This is a genomic window from Chryseobacterium sp. BLS98 (assembly GCF_001045445.1).
Taxonomy (GTDB): Bacteria; Bacteroidota; Bacteroidia; order Flavobacteriales; family Weeksellaceae; genus Chryseobacterium.
In genome coordinates, this window is record NZ_LFNF01000001.1 from 283,160 (window position 1) to 303,624 (window position 20,465).

The 20,465-nt window shown below is 37.8% G+C and carries 21 protein-coding genes; 9 read left to right on the plus strand and 12 right to left on the minus strand.

Annotated elements, in window-relative coordinates; all coding sequences use genetic code 11:
* Positions 1-14: 14 nt before the first annotated feature.
* The 10 genes from ACM40_RS01265 to ACM40_RS01310 form a co-directional block, all read right to left on the minus strand.
* Positions 15-1,148: a 3-hydroxyacyl-CoA dehydrogenase NAD-binding domain-containing protein gene (locus tag ACM40_RS01265; RefSeq protein WP_048501047.1), complete on the minus strand. Its 1,134-nt coding sequence runs from the start codon at positions 1,146-1,148 to the stop codon at positions 15-17.
* Between the two features lie 40 nt (positions 1,149-1,188).
* Positions 1,189-1,440 carry a four helix bundle protein gene (locus ACM40_RS01270; protein WP_316932865.1) on the minus strand — a complete coding sequence of 84 codons (252 nt, stop codon included), beginning with the start codon at positions 1,438-1,440 and terminating at the stop codon, positions 1,189-1,191.
* A gap of 138 nt (positions 1,441-1,578) precedes the next feature.
* On the minus strand, positions 1,579-2,379 hold the full coding sequence (locus tag ACM40_RS01275) for an enoyl-CoA hydratase/isomerase family protein (RefSeq protein WP_048501048.1): 801 nt from the start codon (positions 2,377-2,379) through the stop codon (positions 1,579-1,581).
* A gap of 140 nt (positions 2,380-2,519) precedes the next feature.
* Positions 2,520-2,984: a 1,2-phenylacetyl-CoA epoxidase subunit PaaD gene (gene paaD / locus ACM40_RS01280; RefSeq protein ID WP_048501049.1), complete on the minus strand. Its 465-nt coding sequence runs from the start codon at positions 2,982-2,984 to the stop codon at positions 2,520-2,522.
* 71 nt (positions 2,985-3,055) lie between these two features.
* Entirely contained in the window at positions 3,056-3,805 is a 750-nt protein-coding gene (gene paaC, locus ACM40_RS01285) for a 1,2-phenylacetyl-CoA epoxidase subunit PaaC (protein ID WP_048501050.1), read from the minus strand.
* An 87-nt stretch (positions 3,806-3,892) separates the two neighbouring features.
* Positions 3,893-4,174 (minus strand): 1,2-phenylacetyl-CoA epoxidase subunit PaaB, encoded by a 282-nt coding sequence (gene paaB, locus ACM40_RS01290; protein ID WP_007846956.1) that lies wholly within the window; start codon positions 4,172-4,174, stop codon positions 3,893-3,895.
* Between the two features lie 122 nt (positions 4,175-4,296).
* Complete coding sequence (gene paaA / locus ACM40_RS01295; RefSeq protein WP_048501051.1) at positions 4,297-5,235, minus strand: 1,2-phenylacetyl-CoA epoxidase subunit PaaA; 939 nt, start codon at positions 5,233-5,235, stop codon at positions 4,297-4,299.
* An 83-nt stretch (positions 5,236-5,318) separates the two neighbouring features.
* Entirely contained in the window at positions 5,319-6,404 is a 1,086-nt protein-coding gene (locus ACM40_RS01300) for a 2Fe-2S iron-sulfur cluster-binding protein (protein ID WP_048501052.1), read from the minus strand.
* Positions 6,404-7,720, minus strand: coding sequence for a phenylacetate--CoA ligase family protein (locus ACM40_RS01305; protein ID WP_048501053.1), 1,317 nt, complete (start codon positions 7,718-7,720; stop codon positions 6,404-6,406). Before ACM40_RS01305 ends, ACM40_RS01300 begins: the two co-directional genes overlap by 1 nt.
* Before the next feature lie 152 nt (positions 7,721-7,872).
* Entirely contained in the window at positions 7,873-8,448 is a 576-nt protein-coding gene (locus tag ACM40_RS01310) for a TetR/AcrR family transcriptional regulator (RefSeq protein WP_048501054.1), read from the minus strand.
* A 362-nt stretch (positions 8,449-8,810) separates the two neighbouring features.
* Here ACM40_RS01310 and clpB point away from each other — a divergent pair, with 362 nt between their 5' ends.
* From clpB to ACM40_RS01345, 9 genes are all read left to right on the plus strand, one after another.
* Positions 8,811-11,405 (plus strand): ATP-dependent chaperone ClpB, encoded by a 2,595-nt coding sequence (clpB, locus tag ACM40_RS01315; RefSeq protein WP_048501055.1) that lies wholly within the window; start codon positions 8,811-8,813, stop codon positions 11,403-11,405.
* 149 nt (positions 11,406-11,554) lie between these two features.
* Positions 11,555-11,731: a hypothetical protein gene (locus ACM40_RS20440; protein ID WP_165579262.1), complete on the plus strand. Its 177-nt coding sequence runs from the start codon at positions 11,555-11,557 to the stop codon at positions 11,729-11,731.
* An 11-nt stretch (positions 11,732-11,742) separates the two neighbouring features.
* Positions 11,743-11,895, plus strand: a complete 153-nt coding sequence (locus tag ACM40_RS20445) for a hypothetical protein (RefSeq protein WP_165579263.1) — start codon at positions 11,743-11,745, stop codon at positions 11,893-11,895.
* A gap of 178 nt (positions 11,896-12,073) precedes the next feature.
* A complete protein-coding gene (locus tag ACM40_RS01320; RefSeq protein ID WP_048501056.1) occupies positions 12,074-12,613 on the plus strand; it encodes a hypothetical protein in 540 nt (179 codons plus the stop codon).
* A gap of 29 nt (positions 12,614-12,642) precedes the next feature.
* Entirely contained in the window at positions 12,643-13,293 is a 651-nt protein-coding gene (locus ACM40_RS01325; RefSeq protein WP_048501057.1) for a hypothetical protein, read from the plus strand.
* Positions 13,294-13,385: 92 nt separating this feature from the next.
* Entirely contained in the window at positions 13,386-14,057 is a 672-nt protein-coding gene (locus ACM40_RS01330) for a sensor histidine kinase (protein WP_228376116.1), read from the plus strand.
* A complete protein-coding gene (locus tag ACM40_RS01335) occupies positions 14,054-14,695 on the plus strand; it encodes a response regulator transcription factor (RefSeq protein WP_048501059.1) in 642 nt (213 codons plus the stop codon). Before ACM40_RS01330 ends, ACM40_RS01335 begins: the two co-directional genes overlap by 4 nt.
* Before the next feature lie 261 nt (positions 14,696-14,956).
* A complete protein-coding gene (locus ACM40_RS01340; protein ID WP_048501060.1) occupies positions 14,957-15,973 on the plus strand; it encodes a zinc metalloprotease in 1,017 nt (338 codons plus the stop codon).
* 408 nt (positions 15,974-16,381) lie between these two features.
* Positions 16,382-17,386, plus strand: coding sequence for a zinc metalloprotease (locus ACM40_RS01345; protein WP_048501061.1), 1,005 nt, complete (start codon positions 16,382-16,384; stop codon positions 17,384-17,386).
* 73 nt (positions 17,387-17,459) lie between these two features.
* Here the strand turns inward: ACM40_RS01345 and ACM40_RS01350 are convergent, their stop codons facing one another.
* Positions 17,460-19,325 (minus strand): M1 family metallopeptidase, encoded by a 1,866-nt coding sequence (locus ACM40_RS01350; RefSeq protein WP_048501062.1) that lies wholly within the window; start codon positions 19,323-19,325, stop codon positions 17,460-17,462.
* A gap of 153 nt (positions 19,326-19,478) precedes the next feature.
* Positions 19,479-20,306 (minus strand): endonuclease/exonuclease/phosphatase family protein, encoded by an 828-nt coding sequence (locus ACM40_RS01355; protein ID WP_048501686.1) that lies wholly within the window; start codon positions 20,304-20,306, stop codon positions 19,479-19,481.
* Positions 20,307-20,465: the final 159 nt, after the last annotated feature.

Here is a 20,465-nt window from a genome sequence, read left to right on the forward strand (position 1 = left end):
CATCGGCATATTTCCTAATTCATTTTTTTAAGTAAAGGGCTTTGTCTGTACCTTTCTTCCTGGTATTCTTCGTAAAGATTCTGCAGGGTTTCAGAGATTTTTGAATAGCCGATCTCTTTTCCCCAGGCCAATAATCCTTTCGGGTAGTTTACTCCTTTCTGCATCGCCAGTTCAATATCTTCATCGCTGGCAACGCCTAATCTTTTGGCTTCTACCGCCTCATTGATCAACATTGAAATGATTCTTAAAAAGATCTGCTGATATAAAGCATCATCTTTCTGAGCTGCCGGGTTCTCTGCACCTTCAGCATAATTGTAGAAACCTTTTTCTGTTTTTCTGCCGTGAAGTTTGGCTTCGGACATCCTTTGCTGAAGAAGGGACGGTTTATACTTCGGATCGTAGAAATAATCTTTGTAAACGGTTGTCGTTACGGCAAAGTTCACATCAACACCAATCAAATCCATTAATTCAAAAGGTCCCATTTTAAAGTTTCCAAGTGTTCTCATGGCCTCGTCTACCTGTTGGTGAGTTGCGATATTTTCTTCAACAATTCTCAAACCTTCGCCATAGTATGGACGTGCAATTCTGTTAACGATAAATCCGGGAATATCTTTAGCGATGACAGGCATTTTACCCCACTCTTTCATGAGGTTATACATTTTTTCAGCTAATGATTTTTCTGTAAGCAAAGATGGAATAATTTCAACCAGAGGCATTAGTGGAGCCGGATTGAAGAAGTGAATTCCGATGAAACGTTTAGGTTTCTTTAATTCTGCACCGAGAGAGGTGATAGAAATGGATGATGTATTGGAACTGATGATACAGTCTTCAGAAACATAGGTTTCGAGCTCAGTAAATACTTTGATTTTTATGTCTTTATTTTCGATGATGGCTTCTATGATCAGCCCGCAATCTTTAAAGTCTTTTAGTTCTGTAGCGATGGAAATATTAGCTAAAATTTCAACCATTTTCTCTGCCGAAATTTTCTGCTTGTCAACCAGTCTGGTTAATGTTTTTTCCAAACCTACAGTGGCTGTTTCTACCTGTTTTGGATTGGCATCATATACCCAGACTTTGCATCCGTTCGTTGCAGCTACTTGTGCAATGCCGATTCCCATAGTCCCGGCACCGATAATTCCTACGTTCATAATTTTAATTTGAAAATTTGAAAATGAATTAATTTGAAAATTATTTAAGCTTTGCGCTTGAAATAATTTTAGAAAGAATTAATAGAATCTCCCTCAAATCCGATAACATTTTTTCGCTCGGAGATTTTAAATGCGGAGATTCTAAACAAAGTAAAATCCAATATTCGGTTTCATCAGCTTCTTTAGCCGCAATTTTTAATTTATGAATAAAATCGGCCTTACTTTCCGCATTCTGAGCTTCTCTAACATTCGCTCCAATGGATGTTCCCGATTTAAAAATCTGATTGGCCAAAGAAAATTTGTTAGCTTTATATAATTCTTATGAAAATTCAATAATATTCAATGCAAAATCGAAAGTCTTATTTATAATAATATTTTCTTTGTCATTTCTCATTTTCAAATTCTCAAATTAATTCATTTTCAAATTGATTTATTTCCCTTTATATTCAGGTTTTCTTTTCTGTAAAAAGGCATTTACACCTTCTATAAAATCTTCTGTTTCTGCTGCTTCTTGCTGTAGATCGCCTTCCAGTTCAAGCTGCTCTTTCAAAGTATTGCTGTAAGACTGGGCAAAAGCTTTTTTAGTTAATTTAATAGCAGCTGTCGGCATATTTGACATTTTTTCAAGGATTTCCATCGATTTAGGAGCAAATTCTTCCTCTGTGAAAACCTCAGCGACCAAACCATAAGATTTGGATTCTTCAGCTGATAATCTTTTTCCAGTAAATGCTAAATAATTGGCTAACTGTCTTCCCAATAATTTTGGTAAGAAATAAGTTCCTCCTGTATCAGGAATGAGTCCGATGTTTGAAAATGCCTGGGCAAAATAGGATTTATCAACTGCCAGAACAAAGTCGCAGATCAGGGCCAGCATAGCTCCTGCTCCTACTGCAGGACCATTTACCAATGCCATAACAGGCTTTTTACAACGCGTGATCTCTGTTACCAGAGGGTTGTAGTAGTCCACCACAATTTTTCTGATGATATCATTATCATGGTGTTCATTCCCCTGTACGAAGGCATCATCCAGATTCTGACCGGAGCAGAAAGCTCTTCCTCTTCCTGAAATTGCCACGCATCTTACTGTTGGATCTTCGCTGCATTCTTTAATAAAATCTTTGAGATCCGATAAAGAAGGCTTGGTAAGCGCGTTCATGGTTTCTGGCTGATTGAGGTAAGCTATTTTCAGTTTTCCGTCAAAATGCGTTTCAATATCAAGTTGTGTATACATGGTTCTAAATTTAAAATTAAATGATTAAAAGAATTAAAAATTACACTGCTCTAATTTAACAATATAAAATAATCTAACAATCTATATAATGTGACAATCTAACAGTTTAATTATGTAACAATAAATAGTTATGCATAACATCAATGGCATTTAAAATAATCAAAAGGTTCCAGACAGTCCAGGCATTGGTAAGAAGCCTTACACAAGGTAGATCCGAATCTGCTGATCTGTTTTGAATTCATAGAGCCGCAACGAGGGCATTTTTTAGGTTTCCCAATATGATGTTCGTCTGCTCCTTTTTCGGGTGGTGTAATTCCGTAAGCACGGAGTTTTTCTCTCGCTTTATCCGTCAGCCAATCTGTTGTCCATATGGGAAACATTTTGGTTACTACTTTCGCTTCCCAGCCGTTCTCCTTCATGATCTTCATGATATCCTCCTCAATGGTGAACATGGCAGGACAGGCAGAGTAAGTGGGCGTAATGGTTACTTCACAGGTATTCTCACCTGTAATTTTTGCCTCTCTTACAATGCCCAGCTCCACAACGTTGATCACCGGAATTTCGGGATCGGGAACCTGGGATAGTATGTTTAATAAATCATTCATAAATAATAGATGTGATAATATAATGATTTGATAATGCGTTGATAATTTCATCAACAAATCAACAAATTATCTTACCACGTACATCCCGGATAAGCTCTCTGCATATACTGAAGCTCGCAGAGAATAAATCCGAAGTATTCTGTATGGTATCCTGTTCTGGATTTAGGCTGCATAAATGGATTTTCCGGAAATGCCAATCCATATTCCTGGAAATCTTTTGTGGTGATGGCTACAAATTCTTTGTACAGCTCATCAACATCCGGAGCGATATTTAAAGCAATTAAATCATCTTCTCCTTCCACTTTTGCGAATAAGCCTTTTGTATATTCCCAAATGTTTTCAATGGCTTTTACCAGTCGTTCGCGGCTTTCTTCCGTTCCCTGGGCAAAAATTTTCATCCATGAAGAAGCATGGGTATAGTGATATTTTACTTCTTTCAAAGATTTCTGAGCAAGAGCGGAAAGCTCTTCATCTGCAGAATTGGATAAAGCTTCGTACATCAGTTTCTGATATACAGAGAAAACATATACTTTAAGAATGGTCTGTGCATAATCTTCGTTGGGAAGTTCTACCCAGTGGGCATTCACGTATTCGTGTTCATATCTTAAAAATGCCAGGTCATCTTCACTTTTACCATTATCGGCAACTCTTGAAGCATACTGATAGAAATTATTGGCCTGCCCGAGTTCATCCAGCGCAATATTCGTCAATGCAATATCTTCCTCCAGGTAAGGCCCTTCACCGCACCATTCAGATAACCTCTGCCCCATGATGAAACTGTCATCGGCAAATTTCAATAAATAATTATATAGTGGATTCATTATTTAATAGATTTCAGATTTCAGACATTAGATTTCAGATCGACAAAAGTCTTGTATCTGATATCTTGTATCCTGAAGTCTTATTAATTACATATTTTTTACATCATTAGGAATATCGTAGAACGTAGGATGACGGTATAGTTTGTCATCTGCAGGATCGAAAAACGCTTCCTGATCCATTCCTTCGGAGCTGATGATATATTTGCTCGGAACTACCCATACGCAGGTTCCTTCTTTCCTTCTCGTATAAACGTCCCTTGCGTTCTGCAAAGCCATTTCAGCTGTTGGTGCCTGAACTGTTCCGGCGTGCTTGTGGGATAATCCCGGTTTAGTCTGAATAAACACTTCCCACATATCTAAATTTGCCATAATTAATTTGAAAATTTGAAAATTGGTTAATTTGAAAATTGATTATCGTCATCATTGAAAATTTGAGAATTAGTAACATTGTTAATTTAATTATCAAATCGTCAAACCAGCATATTTTCAAATTATATTACTTCTTTTTGTTGTTTCTCTGCAAAAGCTGCTGCAGCTTCTTTTACCCAAAGGTTTTCCTGCTGTGCCTTTACTTTTGTCTGTAATCTCTTTTTGTTGCAAGGGCCGTTTCCTTTCAGGATTTCCATGAATTCATCCCATGGAAGTTCCCCAAAATCGTAATGCTGTCTTTCCTCATTCCATTTCAGGTCTTTATCCGGAATTGTCAATCCTAAGAATTCGGCCTGAGAAACAGTAACGTCGATAAATCTCTGACGAAGACTGTCGTTACTTTCTCTTTTCACTCTGTAATTCATAGAGATTTTAGAGTTTGGCGAGCTGTCGTCATTCGGGCCAAACATCATTAAAGCCGGCCACCAGAAACGATTTAACGAAGCCTGAGCCATTTCTTTCTGCTGTTTCGTACCACGGCAAAGTGCCATTAAGATTTCATAGCCCTGTCTTTGGTGGAAAGATTCTTCTTTACAGATTCTTACCATCGCTCTTGAGTAAGGGCCGTAAGAATTTCCCATCAGCATTACCTGGTTCATAATGGCAGCACCATCTACCAGCCAGCCGATAGCGCCTATATCTGCCCAGCTTAATGTAGGGTAATTGAAAATACTTGAATATTTTGCTTTACCGGAAAGCATATCATCATAGGTCGCATCTCTATCTGCTCTGATGGTTCCGTTTCCTAAGGTTTCAGTAGCTGCATAAAGATATAAACCATGTCCTGCCTCATCCTGAACCTTTGCTAAAAGGGCCATTTTTCTTCTTAATGAAGGAGCTCTTGAGATCCAGTTCGCTTCCGGCAGCATTCCTACAATTTCAGAATGGGCATGCTGGGAGATCTGTCTTACCAAAAGTTTCCTGTAATCATCAGGCATAATATCTTTCGGCTCCACTTTATTTTCTTCGTGAACGTATTGAACAAATTTTTCTAAGTCCATAATTTTTTAATTTGAAAATTTGAAAATTTGAGAATGCATCAATTAATTTTCAAATTAACACATTAGCACATTTTCAAATTGAATTAAACATCATAATTAAGCATCACCACATTGGTAGTAGGGTGACATTGACATGTAAGAACGTAACCTCTGGCTACTTCTTCTTCGGTAAGCGCGAAATTCTTTTCCATGAAAACTTCTCCTTCCAGAACTTCTGCCTTACACGTACAGCACACCCCTCCTTTACATGCAAACGGCACAGGAAGATTGTCTTTTAATGCTTTATCTAAGATACTTTCTTTTTTAGAATTCAGGTGGAACGAATATTCATCATCATCAATGATTACCGTTACCATACTTTCGATATTCGCTATTGCTTTGAATTCTTCACTCATTTCCTCCGAATTTTCTTCGTCGGGAGCCGTAAAATATTCAAACAATACCTGGATAGCAGGTACTTTTTTATCTTTTTTCAGATAATCTGCAATCCCTTTAATCATTTCTGCAGGTCCGCAGATAAAATAAGTTGCCTCTTTTACATCAATATCAGTATATCTTTCGAATAGCTGCTCCAGTTTTTCAGCAGAAATTCTTCCTTCGAATACGGGATCTTCATGCTTTTCACGGCTTACCAGATAGATTACTTTAAGTCTTCCGTTGAATTGTTCAACCAGTTTATCAATTTCAGACCTCTTCATTACATGATTCATGCTTCTGTTGCTGTAAAACAGGTAAGCATTAGAATTAGGTTCCTGATAGAGACTTTCTTTAATATTGGACAAGACCGGGCTGATACCGCTCCCCGCTGCCAAACCTACATAGGTTTTCACATTAGTGGGATGATAAGAAGTATTGAAACCACCCATCGGGGGCATCACTTCCAGCACTTCATCCATATGAAGATGCTCATTAAAATATCCTGAAACTTTTCCACCTTCCAAAAGCTTAACCAGCACTTCCAGCGTATTGCTTTTTTCACTTGGAGCGTTGCAGATAGAATAAGAGCGTCTTTCCTCATTTCCATCGATCATCATACGGAAATTAAGATACTGCCCCTGCTTAAACCTGAACTTATCCTTCAGTTCCTCAGGAATTTCCACTGCCACGTTTACCGCATCAGAGGTATCTTTCTGAACCTTTACCGTTTTAAGTTTATAAAATGAATTCATTATTTTTTAAGTATTCTATTAATTTTTCCGCCTTCACACTTTGGCAGGCTGTCCTGAGCGTGGATTTTTACTTTCGTGGTAATCCCTACTCTCTTTTTGATTTCGTTTTCTATATTTTTTCCAAAACTGCCGACAAAATTAAAATAATCATCGGTTCCTGCATCTATTTTTTCGGTTTTTACCAATTCATCATCAATTTCCACATCAATATCCAATGCTACACACATTTGTTCCTTCTCCACAGGGGTCAGGTAGTAGTTCGGAACCACTCCTTTTACATGGGAAAATGCTTCTTCAATCTGGCTTGGATAAACGTTTACCCCTCTTACAATAAGCATATCGTCTGCACGTCCTTTGATCGGTCTCATTTTCACCATGCTTCTTTTGGCATTTTTATCATAATAGAGACTTGTAATATCATTTGTCCAATAGCGTAAAAGCGGCATTGCTTTTTTAGTTAAAGTGGTAATTACCAAAACCCCTTCTTCTCCAAATGGAACGGGCTGTTTTGTAATCGGGTCCAGAATTTCCGGATAAAAATGATCTTCCCAGATGTAAGCTCCTCCTTTCTCCTCAAAATCCTCCATTGATACTCCGGGGCCGATGATTTCGCTTAATCCGTAGATATTGGTTGCATGAAGGCCCAATCTTTCTTCAATATGGCTCCTGATAATTTCCGTCCATGGTTCAGAGCCTAAAACAGCATATTTAAGACTAATTTCATCTGCAGAAATTCCTCTGTGGGCAAACTCATCAGCGATGGTTAATGCATAAGACGGTGAGCAGCAGATTACTTCAGGTTTAAAGTCAAGAATCAGATCAACCTGTCTGGCCGTCATTCCCCCTGAAATGGGAAGTACACTCATTCCTAATTTTTCTGCCCCATAATGAAGTCCTAATCCTCCGGTAAAAATTCCGTATCCGTAGGCATTGTGCAGCTGCATTCCAGGTCTTGCCCCCGCTGCATACAACGATCTGGCAACCACTTCACTGAAAAGGTCAACATCTTCTTTGGTGTAGCCTACCACTGTAGGCTTTCCCGTTGTTCCGCTGGAACAGTGAATCCTCTGCAGCTCGTTTTTCGGGACTGTAAACAATCCGAAAGGATAATGATCTCTCAGATCCTGTTTGTAAGTAATAGGAAGTTTCGTAATATCTTCAATAGTCCTTATATCCTGTGGAGATATTCCCGATTCATTAAATTTTCGTCTATAAAATTCCGATCTCTCTTCAAGATAACCGACCAAATCTGTTAACCGGTCAGACTGAAGCTGTCTCAACTGGTCGAGCTTTACATATTCAACTGAAAAATCCATATTCAACTAACTAACATTTGTTAGGTGTAAATTTAAAAAGAATTTCTATGCTGGCAAAATTTTTATGATTTTTGTCATATTTTGAATGATTCTAAATAATTTCAGGCAGTATGAAGGTGAAATCGCGAAGGTAAATTTGCTTTAGGGATCTGCTACTTTTGGTTTCCTAATAAGCCATAAAGGAGCTTAGCGCGGATCTCATCAGTGATTTCTGAGGTGGATTCCGTATTTCTTTTGAACCAGAAGTAAGAATTATTTAGGGTGTGAAGAATGAATCTTGTCGTAAAAGTAGGTGATTTCAGTTGCCAGTTTTCAGCTTTATAAATCTCGGAAATCAACTGCTCCACTTCTTCCTGATAATTTTTTCTAAGCTCAATAAATTCAGGGAGTCTTTCTTCAAGATGCTTCCATTCATTAGAATAAATATGGGTAACATCCCTGTTCTGAAGAACAACCGATAAGTGTTTATCTAAAAATAAATTGAGTTTATCCTTTGGAGCGATGTCTGTACTTTTAACTGCCTGAAGCTCATCAAAAAATTCCTGCGCAATACCAAAGCAGATCCATTCAAGGATTTCTTCTTTTGAACGGATGTGGGCATACAGCGACGCAGCTTTTATATTAAGCTTTGTGGCAAGGTCTCTCACCGAGCTGCCCATATAGCCTTTCTCTTTGAAAAGCTCTACGGCTACGTCTAAAATTTTCCTTTGTTTTTCTTTAAGCTCCATCTGGTAAAATGCAAAAGTAATTATTCTCAGATTAATATATTAATTTAAGTTATGATTTTAGGCACAGGTGAGGATCTTTCAGCATTGAATGTTTTTACTCAATATGACGGATTTTCCATTATTTCAAAGAAAAAATAAAGGAATCGGAAAATTTGTCAAGTTAATTTATCGTTAAAAATATATAATCCGGAAAATTTGTCCATATTTTTTGTAAATTTAATAATTGAACGGTTTTTGAAATAAAGTAATCGATTAAATGATTAAATAATTGATGACATTAGGAAATCGGGCCTTAAAATTTGGTTTCTTAATGTCTTTTTAAAGCTAAACCAAAACAAAATATTATACAAAACATAAAAAATATGAACTTAAACCAATATACTGTAAAATCACAAGAAGCCATCCAGGCAGCACAGCAGACTGCTATGGAATTTGGTAATCAGAGTATTGAACCGCAACATATACTTGAAGGTATCTTTCAGGTAGATGAAAATATTTCGCCTTTCCTATTAAAAAAGTCTGAAGCAGATGCCAGCCTTGTTAGGGAACGAAACAGAGAAAATATTGAAAAGCTTCCAAAAGTTCAGGGAGGAAATATTTACCTCTCTCAATCAGCCAATAAAGTTTTGCTGGATGCCCCGAATATCGCAAAAAAAATGGGTGACGAATATGTAACGATCGAGCATTTATGGTTATCATTACTGGAAACCAGTTCTGAAGTATCTAAAATGCTAAAAGATATGGGAGTTACCAAAAGCCTTTTGGAAGGTGCTATTAAAGAATTAAGAAAAGGAAGTAAGGCAACCTCTGCCAGTTCAGAGGAGACTTACCAGTCTTTAAATAAATATGCTAAAAATTTCAACGAATTAGCAGCCGAAGGCAAGCTGGATCCGGTGATCGGGCGTGATGAAGAAATCAGAAGAGTGTTGCAGATTCTTTCGAGAAGAACAAAAAACAACCCGATCCTTATCGGGGAACCTGGTGTAGGTAAAACTGCAATTGCAGAAGGTATTGCACATCGTATTATTTCAGGAGATATTCCTGAAAACCTTATGGATAAGACTTTATACTCACTGGATATGGGAGCCCTGATTGCCGGAGCAAAATATAAAGGTGAGTTTGAGGAGCGTCTGAAATCTGTGGTGAATGAAGTGATCAAATCTGAAGGACAGATCATTCTTTTTATTGACGAGATCCACACTTTGGTGGGAGCAGGAGGCGGTGAAGGAGCTATGGATGCCGCAAACATTCTTAAACCCGCTTTGGCAAGAGGCGAATTAAGAGCAATCGGTGCCACGACTTTGAATGAATACCAGAAGTATTTTGAAAAAGATAAAGCATTGGAGCGACGCTTCCAGAAAGTCATGGTGGATGAGCCGGATACGGAATCTGCAATTTCCATTCTGCGCGGTATTAAAGATAAATACGAGGCTCACCACAAAGTAAGAATCAAAGATGAAGCAATCATTGCTGCGGTGGAAATGTCTCAGAGATATATTTCGGACCGTTTTTTACCGGATAAGGCCATTGACCTTATTGATGAGGCTTCTGCAAAATTAAGGATGGAGATCAATTCAAAACCGGAAGAACTGGATGTTCTGGACAGAAGATTAATGCAGCTGGAAATTGAGTTGGCCGCCATTTCGAGAGAAGGCAACCAGACTAAAATTGACCATTTAAAAGAAGATATTTCAAAAATTTCTGAAGAAAGAAATGAAATTAATGCAAAATGGCTGAAAGAAAAACAAAAATCTGAGGATTTAACCCAGATTAAAAAAGATATTGAGTCTTTGAAACTGGAAGCAGAAAAAGCTTCAAGAGCAGGAGACTATGCCAAAGTAGCAGAAATCCAGTACGGAAAAATAAAGGAGAAAGAAGATGCTTTGCAAAAGCTCGAACTGGAGATGCAAAACCATCAGAATGAACTGATTAAGGAGGAAGTTACTGCTGAAAATATTTCTGAAGTAATTGCAAAATGGACGGGAATTCCTGTTACCAAGCTTCTTCAGTCTGAAAGAGAAAAGTTATTGAATCTTGAAGCTGAACTCCACCACCGTGTAGTTGGACAGGATGAAGCTATCGGAGCCGTTGCAGATGCGATCAGAAGGAACAGAGCGGGATTAAGTGATGAGAAAAAACCTATCGGATCTTTCTTATTCTTAGGAACCACTGGTGTCGGTAAAACAGAGCTGGCAAAAGCGCTGGCGGAATATCTGTTCGATGATGAGAATAATATGACGAGAATCGACATGAGTGAGTACCAGGAAAGACACAGTGTATCCAGACTGGTAGGAGCTCCTCCGGGATATGTAGGTTATGATGAAGGCGGACAGCTCACTGAAGCGGTAAGAAGAAGACCTTATTCTGTTGTTCTGCTTGATGAGATTGAAAAAGCACACCCTGATGTTTTCAATACGTTGCTTCAGGTTCTGGATGACGGCCGTCTGACGGATAATAAAGGACGTGTGGTGAATTTCAAAAATTCGATTATCATTATGACTTCGAATTTAGGTTCCCATCTGATCCAGGAGAACTTTGAAAATATTACGGATGAAAACCAGGATGAGATCGTTAATAAAACCAAGGATGAAGTTTTCGATCTTCTGAAGCAGACCTTACGACCTGAATTCCTGAACAGAATAGATGAGGTGGTACTGTTCCAGCCTTTAAGCAGAAAAGAAATCGGAAAAATTGTTCAGTATCAGTTGAGAGGCTTTAATGATATGCTGGCCAAACGCAACATTATCATGACTGCCACTCAGGATGCCATAGATTATCTGATGAATAAAGGATATGACCCTTCTTTCGGAGCGAGACCGCTGAAGAGAGTGATCCAGCAGGAAGTTTTAAATAAATTATCCAAAGAGATCCTTGCAGGAAAAGTAAATGACGGCGACAGGATTGCCCTGGATTATTTCGAAGAGACCGGTTTGGTTTTCAGACCGGCAGATCAATAAGTAGTTTTTTTCATATACATTATTTTTGTAAGTAAGTGGTGCAGCCCAATCTGCATCACTTATTTTTTTGAGTATTAAATTTATCCATACTAAGTGAAATATTCGTACATTTATTGCTTAATAAAATTACTAACTAAAACAAAATCAGTATGAAAAAGTTAAAAAGGAATGCACTAAAAACCATTTTAGGTGGAAAAAAAGATTGCAGATGTATAACAATAACTTATCCTGAGGGCTCGACAAGCGGCAACTGTGCTACAGAATACTGTACCGAAATAAGTCTTGCCTGCGCACAGTCAGAATGTCAACCAGTTTTTGAGCTTTAAAAATGAATTTTATGAAAAAGTTAAAAAGAAATGAATTAAAGAAAATCAGCGGCGGTGTTTCTGCTGAAATCGTAGAGTGCGATATCGACATGAACTGTCCTGCAGGTTTATGCTGCTCAACAGGAAATATCTGCAGAGATCCCAGAAGATATCCTTGCATTTAAGAGAAATAAACTCCATAAAAATATACAACCCTCAGCTTATCTGAGGGTTTATCATTTTATAAACTAATGCACAATCCGTAAAAACACGGAAAATAAACAGGAAAAAACACATCCGTTTACTGCTTATTTTTTACGAAATTTGCACTACTAACTAACATTCTTTTATAAAACTAACATTATGGAAACAAAACCTACTTTTGAGAGTGGATCAATTGGAGCTGTTTCAGCTTCAAATACTATCGCCTCTGATCTCGTTCAGAATCTGATAGACAACTACAGAAATAACCAAATGCAGGCCGTGAATAAAGAATTAGGAATTACCGATTCCCACGCCATCTGGTTTGATCTTCCCAAACTTAAGAAATTCATTGCCTGTATAGAAAATGAAGCGCAAAAAGTAAATCCCGGAGTTTCTGAAGAGGATTTAGGCATCAGGTTTTATTATGCAGCCTATCCTAAAGCTGAAGACTGGGCTATCATGGAAAGTCATCCTGTAGAGTTGGAATATGCAGAAAGACATACCCTAGTGATGATCCCTACCCTGAAAAAAGCAGATGAGAACGGGGAAATGCTTAATTATGACTTTTGCCCTTTAAATGCCGGTTCCTCATTGGCTATGGCATCAAAAAATGGCGACACCGTTTCTCCGGAAACAATTGCTGAAAACCATGGGACACTATCTCCACCCCAAGACCCAAAAGTTGAACAATTCCCTTAATTCAATAATCCATTTATCAAATAACACACATGACTGATTTTCAGAAGATACTTCAGGAATCCCTAATCTGGACGGAAGGAATCGCCGCCTTAATATCTCTTATTTATTATAATCGTGGTAATAAAGACGGATACTGGAAGTATTTTTCTATCTATCTTATACTTATGTTCGTATCTGAAGCAATAGGAAAATGGGGACACTTGTTTATAGAATACGACAAACCAAAGTTTTTCAATTATTTCGTAATTCCCGTTGAGTTTCTTTTCTTTTACTGGCTGTATGCTGCAAAGTCATTGGGAAGACCAAAGCTCTTTTATATCCTGTCAATATTATATTTATTATCATTTATCCCAAGCGAAATATTCTTTACTACCAAAAAGATCATTTTCTCTTTCAATTATACATTCGGATGTCTTATACTAATGGTATTGGTTATTATGGAGTATTATAAGCAGATTAACTCTACCGAGATTTTAAATTTCAGCAGAAACAAAATGTTTTACATCAATCTCGGGGTTACTTTATTTTATATCGGAACCCTTCCTTTCTGGACATTTTTCAGTCTTCTGGCTAAGTATAAAGAGTTATGGGACATGTATTTTAACTATTTTCTGATATCAGGAATTATAATGTACCTTTTATTTTCAATTTCATTCATATGGGGAAAACAGAACTCATAATAACGATCATTCTATTCAACATTTTTTTTGTGTTGTTTGTAGCTGCTGTGATGGTTTATATCCGCAAATACAAACAACGCAAAAGAGAATATATGAATGAAATTGAAGTAAAAAACGAAATTCACAAGCGTGAGCTCCTCGCCACACAGCTTGAAATTCAGCAGGCAACCATGCAGCAGATAGGCCGCGAGCTTCATGACAATATCGGACAGAAACTGACACTGGTAAGTCTTTATACCCAACAGCTTCTCTATGAAAACAGAGTTCCTGAGGTGAGCGAAAGGATCGACCAGGTATCTCAGATTATTAACCAATCGCTCCAGGATCTCAGAAGCCTTTCAAAAACCCTGACAGACGACAATATAAACCAAAAGGAAATTGTAACTTTGATTCAGGAAGAGGTAGACAATACGAATACGTTTAAAAGGTGTCATGTGACTTTTGAACATAATTTCAGGCAGCTTGATCTGAGCTTTGTCCATAAAAATGTACTGCTCAGGATTACTCAGGAATTTATCCAGAACAGTATCAAGCATGCCAACTGCAAAAATATCCTGATCAAACTGAATACCTCTGAAGATATACTTTGGGAGCTGAAACTTAAGGATGACGGTATCGGGTTTGACAGTGATAAAATAAAATCTAACGGCATAGGCCTGACCAATATGAAAAACAGAGCAGCCATCATAGGTGCCGATTTCACTCTTGAAAGTCAGGAAAATACCGGTACTTCACTCCATATTATTTTAAAGAAACAGCCATGAAAAAAACAATAGTGATTGTTGATGATCACGTACTTATTGCCAAAGCACTGGAAGGAATTATTGATAATTTTAATGAATTTGAGGTAATCTATGTGTGTGAGAACGGAAAAGACCTGATCCAGAAATTTGAAGACAATGGAAAAATTCCTGATATTGTTCTGCTGGACATCAGCATGCCTATTATGGACGGCTTTGAAACTGCCGCCTGGCTTACGCTGCACCATCCGGACATCAAAGTGATGGCACTCAGCATGCAGGGAGATGACAACAGCGTTATTAAAATGATCAAAAACGGGGCAAAAGGATATTTGCTGAAAAACACCCATCCGAAGGATCTTGAAACCGCCCTCACAAAATTAAATTCTGACGGATTCTTTTATCCGGAATGGGCATCAAAAATTATATTCTCTAACCTGAACAAAGAAAAGGAAGCAGAAAATGCCGTAAAAATATCCGACCGCGAAAGAGAATTCCTGAAATATACTGTCACAGAGCTAAGTTATAAGGAAATTGCCGACAAAATGTGTTGCAGTCCAAGAACGGTAGAAAGCTACAGAGACCAGTTATGTGATAAACTGGATCTTAAAACGAGAGTTGGCCTGGCTGTTTTTGCTATTAAAAATGGTTTTGCAGGCTGATCGAAAGACAGAAAACAAAATTAAAAATATAAATCAATTCAGATATATCACCTGATTATTTTAAACAAAAATACAATTAAATATAAAATATTTTAAACACACATTGGTGATATGATTAAAATTTAACAAAACTACATAAAAATAGAAAAATATTCAATATTAACAAGATTTGAATGATAAATATTCAAATATTTTCAAAAATATTTTGTGTATTAATTTTTTATAATATAAATTTGGAGACCAAACCATTTAAAATTTATTATGAAAAAACTATTATTCGGAGCTCTCGTTCTGGGCTTCATGTCAGCTTGTAACAGTGATAATATTTCAAACCAAGAGGAAATATCTCAGGATCCGGCTGCTCCTACAGGAATTACCAATGCCAAAAGAGGCTGTCCTTCAGACCTTATAAGAGAGAAGAACCTTCAGAATGATCCGGCACTGAGAGCCAGATTCGAAGCCAATGAATTACAGTCTGAAAAGTTTTCAAGGGATTTAACGATGGGCAAGGTACTTGCCGACGGAACTGTTGAAATACCGGTTGTCTTCAATGTCATCTACAATACTTCCACACAGAACATTTCTGATGCAAGAATTGCAGAACAGATCGCAGTACTGAATGCAGATTATGGAGCAACCAACACGGATATTAATAAAATACCTGCAGCATTTCAGCCATCTGCCGCCGGGAATGTTAAAATCAGCTTCAAACTGGTAGCAACCAACCGTAAGCAATATACAAAAACAGGCTGGAGATCGGATCTTGAAGAAATGAAAAAGTCCTCTACAGGAGGAATTGATGCCACTGATCCTACTAAAAACCTGAACATCTGGGTGGTTAATTCTATCCTTGATGAAAACAGCCAGCCGGGAACACTTGGATATGCCTATTACCCTGAATCTGCAGGACTATGGTATGATGGTCTTGTAATAGGTTATCAATATATCGGAAAAACAGGCGCCACCGCTCCGTTTAATTTAGGAAGAACCGTTACGCACGAAGTGGGTCACTATTTAAATCTGCCTCACCTTTGGGGATCTTCCAACACTGGCTGCCAGACAGATTACTCTAATGACACTCCTGTTTCTCCGGGACCTAATTACGGTACTCCTACTTATCCTTTAAACAGAGTTTGCGGAGGGGTAAGCCGTTCTCAAATGTTTATGAACTATATGGATTACGTAGATGATAAAGCTATGTTCATGTTCTCTGCCAACCAGAAAACAAGAATGCAGGCCGTAGTAGCTGCAGCCGGACCAAGAGCCGGATTAAGATAATCAATATCCAAATTAACTTAAATACAGGAGCCTGAAATTTTTCTTCAGGCTCCTTTTTTAATGAAGTCTGATCTATCGGACGCATTGGAAAAAAGCGAAAATAAAATGTTTTCACTAAAATAGAATTTGAGCCTGAAATCAACCCTAGAATTTTAATCAGTAACAAACTCTATAATCTATTTAAAACCCTAAAAAATTAAATTTTTACTATAAATTTTTAAAAAAAGTAAATTATTTTCCATTCAATATTAAAATTAACATAAAATCAAAAGAATTACATATTAACAATTAAAACAATAACAAATGAAACAATAAATTGTAATATGTACAATAAAAATCAAAAATAAGTTGCATAATAATTTTTAATGATATAAATTCACAATCTGAAATTATACAAAATAACAACTTATGAAGAAACTATTATTGGGAGCCGTTGTATTAGGCTTCATGTCAGCTTGTAACAGCGACAACATGTCGAACCAAAATGAAAATCCGGCAAATGAAGACATTGCTTCAGCAGGTTTAACACAAAGAGGATGTGCATCCGAAGAGGTAAGACAGGAAGCATTAAAAAACAATGCGGAGCTCAGACAAAAATTTAATGCATTAGAAGCAAATACTGAAAAATTCGCGGCTGATTTAAAAATGGGAAAAGTTCTTGCAGATGGTACGGTGGAAATTCCTGTTGTTGTAAACGTATTATATAAAACCGCTGCAGAAAATGTTTCTGATGCAAGAATCGCTGAGCAGATCGACGTACTGAATGCAGACTACAGCGGAACCAATACCGATGCAAATAAAATCCCCGGCGAGTTCCAGACGGTAAGTGCAGGCGATACAAAAGTAAAATTCAGATTAGTAAATACCATCAGAAAAGCTACCACCAAAACAAGCTGGGCAACCAATGATGACATGAAGAAAGCATCTAAAGGAGGAATCGACGCCACAAGTCCGGCAAACTACCTGAACATTTGGGTGGTAAGCAAAATGACCAGCCAGGGAAGAACTATCCTGGGGTATGCTACATTCCCTGAATCTGCAGGGTTATGGAATGACGGTGTGGCTATTGCCGCTCCGTACTTTGGAAAAACAGGAGCTGCTTCACCTTACAACTTAGGAAGAACAGCCACACACGAAGTAGGCCACTACTTAAACCTAAGACATATCTGGGGTGATGCCAACTGTGGCAATGACCAGGTTGCAGATACACCTACACAGACTACTGCGAACTACGGAAAACCAACTTACCCGTTATACAATACCTGTACAGGGGTTCAGAGATCTGTAATGTTTATGAACTATATGGATTATGTAGACGATGCTGCCATGTTCATGTTCTCAGCAGGACAGAAATCAAGAGTTCAGTCTGTAGTAGCTTCTACAGGAGCAAGAGCCGGATTAAGAGTTTATTAATAACAATTGATTTCAATAAAAAGCGCCTGAATTTTCAATTCAGGCGCTTTCTTTTCTTTTCTTTTCTTTTCTTTTATAATGCTTTTGTATTATTTTCAGGAGTATAATCCATAAAGATATCTCCATCCAAAGTCACTGACTTTACTTTCTTTTTAATAGGAACAGTAAGATCCGCCTGTTTCTGATTTTTCTCCCACAGACCCGGCGAAAAATGAAGCCTTTCCACAGATCCGTCCTCGTAATTCAGAACAGCATCAAAAGGAATGGCAAAACCTCCCACATTATCCACATTGACCGTAAGAAGATCATTAAGCTGAGAAGCACCGGTTATTTTCAAATCAATATAGTTGTTCGTATAAAACCAGTTTTGAAAGAACCAGTTCAGGTTTTTACCGGAACCTGTATTCATTGAATTGAAATAATCCCATGGAACAGGATGTTTCCCATTCCAGTTATCCATATAGTGAAGAAGTGCTTTTTTAAACAGGTCGTCTCCTAAATAATCTTTTAGGGCAAGATAAGACAGGGACGCTTTTACATAAGAATTATTTCCGTACCCGGCTCCGCTTACCTGCGTACTCATGGTAATCACCGGCTGATCCTGCTCCGCAGAAGGATCATTGATCCATCTTTTAACCCGGAAGTTTTTGTAAAATTCCTTTGCAGCAGCTTCGCCGTTTTCATCAATTCCGATCAGGTATTCCAGTGTGGTCGCCCAACCTTCGTCCATAAAGGCATAACGGGTTTCATTGATTCCCATATAAAAAGGGAAATAAGTATGGGCAATCTCATGATCTGCCGTAAGCCGTGCATCACGAAGATCATCCGGAATACTGGTATCATTAATCATCATTGGATATTCCATATCTGCATACCCCTGGATAGCCGTCATTACATTATACGGATATTCCACGCCCGGCCATTTTTTTGAGAACCAATCCAGATTATAACGCATCCATTCTACATAATGCTCAAAATCCTTAGCCCCGTTTTTATAACCTGCCTGAACGCTTGCACGCTTTGTTTTAAGCTGTACACTTGAAGCATCCCACACATAATGATTACTCATTGCAAAGCAGAAATCTGTAATATGATTAGCTTTGAATTTCCAGGTATTCCATTTGTTTTGTTTGGTTACCTTTCCGGATTTCATTTCCTGCTCGGAGGCAATATGAACGACTTTATCGCTTTTAAGAGAGGATTTATACCTTTTTAAATATTCCGGTTGAAGCACAGCATCAGGATTCAGAAAATCTCCGGTGGCCCATACAACAAAATTCTTCGGGGCAGAAATGGCGAAACTATAATCATTAAAATCATTATAAAACTCCTGCCTGTCGGAATGAGGAAGCATGTCCCATCCGTTGTAATCATCATACACGGAAATTCTTGGGAAAGAATAGGCTACATAAAACGTTTCAGGATCTATCTGTCCTTCCCTTCCGCTCTGTACGGAAAGCGGGTATTCCCATTCTATCTTTACCTCAGCTTTAGCTCCGCCCTTTAATACTTTATTCAGTTTTACTTTTTCTACAGTTCCCCAGTCATCGCTGTTTACCTGGTATTTTTCCCCGTTTACAATAAATGATTTAATATGAAGACCGGAAGACAGGAAATCCTTAGATACAAATCCCGATCTCGGCGACTGAGGCTTATGAAGGTTATTCACAAATCTGATGGCCAACTCCTGAAGTGCATCCGGGCTGTTATTGCTATACATGATTGTTTCTTTTCCTGAAACTATTTTAGTCCCGGCATCCACTCTTACCTCCACATTATAAATTCCCTTATTCTGCCAATAGTTTTTACCCGGGGCGCCCGAAATATCGCGGGTTCCTTTTTCATAGGCTTTTTTAATATTCCTTGGCATATATAATTCCTGAGCAGAAACCTGTTGCATAGAAACAGCTATTGCCAGAACATAAAGAAATCGTTTCATATCTGATTTTTAAAAATAAATATCAAAATTAAAGAAAATGTAAGACCTGACAATCATTTCTTTTTATAATAATGTTTTATGAATGAACGTAAAATAAAAAACCAACTCCGAGAAGGAATTGGTTAAGCTATTTGCTAAATGTACGGTCACCAATTAAAAAGAAAGCTCTGTAAGAACAGGGAAATGATCCGATGGATACAGCAGGTTTTCTCTTCTGTCATTAATATGTCTCTGGGATTTTATCCTGAAACCTTTTACAAAAATATAATCGATTCTGTCCTTAGGAATCTCATTTACATTGAAGCCCGTGAATGTACCTTTTGGCCCGTAAGGTTTCGTTTCGGTATGATAAAAGCTGTCATTTAGATTCTGTGAAAGGATCTTTATCGGTTCCGAGTCATCCGTTAAGTTAAAATCTCCGCTTAAGGTAACCGGAAGATTTTTAGGATTGATCTCTTTGATCTTCTTCAAAATAAGGTCTGCAGATTTCACTCTCGCTATATTCCCGACATGGTCGAAGTGAAGGTTCATTGCTAAAAATTCCTTCTTTGATTTTTTATCTTTGAACACGGCATAAGTACAAATTCTGTTAAGGGCAGCATCCCATCCTCTCGAAGGTTTTTCCGGAGTCTCAGAAAGCCAGAACGTCCCTGATTTCACTACCTGAAGTCGGTTCGTATCGTAAAAAATGGCTGAGAATTCACCTTTTTCTTTTCCGTCATCTCGCCCTACCCCTACATAATCATAATTCTTAAGGCTGGTCTTAATATCTTTCATCTGCTCAGGAAGCGCTTCCTGTACCCCGAAATAGTCAGGATGATAGTAATTTAACAAATCTGCAACATCCTGTTTTCTCTCCGTCCAGGCATTTTCCTTATCTGAAGTTACCTGCAGCCTGATATTAAAGCTCATGACTTTAAGGTCCTGAGAGAATCCCAAGGCAAAGAACAGCAGGGATACGATTGAAAATCTGAAATTCATAACCATATTTTAAATTAAGTAACAAAAATAAAACATCTTTATGAGAGATGATGAAGGTTTGGAAATACATTATTGTTAATTTAAGGAGGGAAGCTGGAAGATGGAAGTTATAATTGCCAGGATAAGTAATAGAAATCTAACCTTTCTTTTAATCTTTTA